Source organism: Methylibium sp. T29-B, from assembly GCF_000576225.1.
Classification (GTDB): Bacteria; Pseudomonadota; Gammaproteobacteria; order Burkholderiales; family Burkholderiaceae_C; genus Methylibium; species Methylibium petroleiphilum.
In genome coordinates this window covers 1-1,390 of sequence record NZ_AZSN01000348.1, presented here as the reverse complement: position 1 = coordinate 1,390, position 1,390 = coordinate 1, and the positions used below count along the sequence as shown (strand labels likewise).

Sequence of the window (1,390 nt, the reverse complement as noted above, 5' to 3'; positions counted from 1 at the left end):
GCCGCCGATGCGCCGCGCCAGCGCCTCGGCCAGGAAGTCGCCACAGCCGGCGGCGACCAGCGGCGCCGAGGCCGCGATCGGCGCTGCGAGGAGCACGCGTTCGAGCTGGCCTGCAGTTCGTCGAGCTGCAGTTCGCGCCACGCGTTCGCGAAGGCAAGCCAGTCGGACTCGTCGGCATCACGCGCGTCCAGGCCGATCATGCGTGCCAGGCGCCGGCGGGTCGCGGCAGCATCCTTGGCGCCACCGTCGGCCGCGGGATGGAGATCGTGCGCCGGATCGAGTTCGCCGGTGAGCCGGTACACATCAGCCGTGGTCGCGAAGAACTCGTTCATCACGTTCGATGCCCGGCCGCGGAACACGACCCGCGGGGCCAGCGCACACAGCGGCGTGCGGACCACGCCTGGTAGACCAGTTCGCCGCTCTGCAGCCGGTCCGCGTCGCTGCGGCCCTGCGCGCGCACCGTCCCACCCCGCAGCGCGATCAGGTCGGTGGTGGTGCTGCCGATGTCGACCAGCACGCCCTCGCCGAGCGCCTGCGCCGCCAGCGCGGCGGTCGCCCACCAGTTGGCCGAGGCGATGGCCTGCCACTGCGCGGCCACGTCGGCCGGCGCACACCAGCCGCGCTCGCCGGCGTAGAACCACAGCGGACCGTCGAGCGCGTCGCCCATCGCTGCAGCCAGCGCCACGACGCCGGCCTCGCGGTGCTCGAACAGGTCGACCATCTCGCCGGTCATCGTGATCGCGTGCACGGCACCGCTGGCCTGCGGCCAGCGCGCCTGCGCCTCGGCCAGCACCGCGTGCAGACGGTCGAGGCCCTGCCACAGCGGGCAGGCCCATTGCGTCACGTCGCGCAGCACGCCGCGCTCGACCCAGCTGGCCTTGACGTGCGCGCCGCCGATGTCCCAGCCGACAACGACACGCTCAGGCATCGACCGGCTCCTCGTGCAGCGCCAGGATCTCGGCCGCCAGCGGACGCCCGAGCGCGGCCGACAGGCCCACGAAGGCGCAGGTCAGGCGCGGGTTGACCTCGATCACCACCGGCCCGCGCTGCGGATGCCAGACGAGGTCGATGCCGACGAAGCCGCGCAGGCCGGGCACCGCCCGCGCCACCGCCTGCGCGGTGCGGGCCAGCGCCGGGGCGCGCGCGTCGTCGAGCGCCAGTGCGTTGATGGTCACGCCCTCGTCGCTCAACTGGCCGTCGTCCGCAATGGCGATGCGCTGGCGGTTGATGCTGAGCAGTTCGGCCGAGCCGTCGCGACACAGCAGCGACAGGCTCAGAGGCTCGCCGTCGACCCAGGCTCGAGCGTGGCCGACGCGCCGCGTGCGCGGCGCTGCTGGAGGTCGGACTGCGCCGCGGCGCGCTGCGCGTGGCGCCGGGTGTCCTGCGTGCC

Annotated in this window: 2 protein-coding genes and 1 pseudogene; all 3 read right to left on the bottom strand. The window is 74.3% G+C overall.

What is annotated here, in order from left to right; all coding sequences use genetic code 11:
- A pseudogene (locus tag Y694_RS26920) lies at positions 1 to 332 on the bottom strand (hypothetical protein); the annotation flags it as partial.
- On the bottom strand, positions 332 to 928 hold the full coding sequence (locus Y694_RS26915) for a hydantoinase/oxoprolinase family protein (protein ID WP_051495979.1): 597 nt from the start codon (positions 926 to 928) through the stop codon (positions 332 to 334). The gene Y694_RS26915 and the pseudogene Y694_RS26920, both read right to left, overlap by 1 nt.
- On the bottom strand, positions 921 to 1,390 hold a 470-nt coding region (locus Y694_RS21820), incomplete at its 5' end, for an ATP-grasp domain-containing protein (RefSeq protein ID WP_231497841.1). The genes Y694_RS21820 and Y694_RS26915, both read right to left, overlap by 8 nt.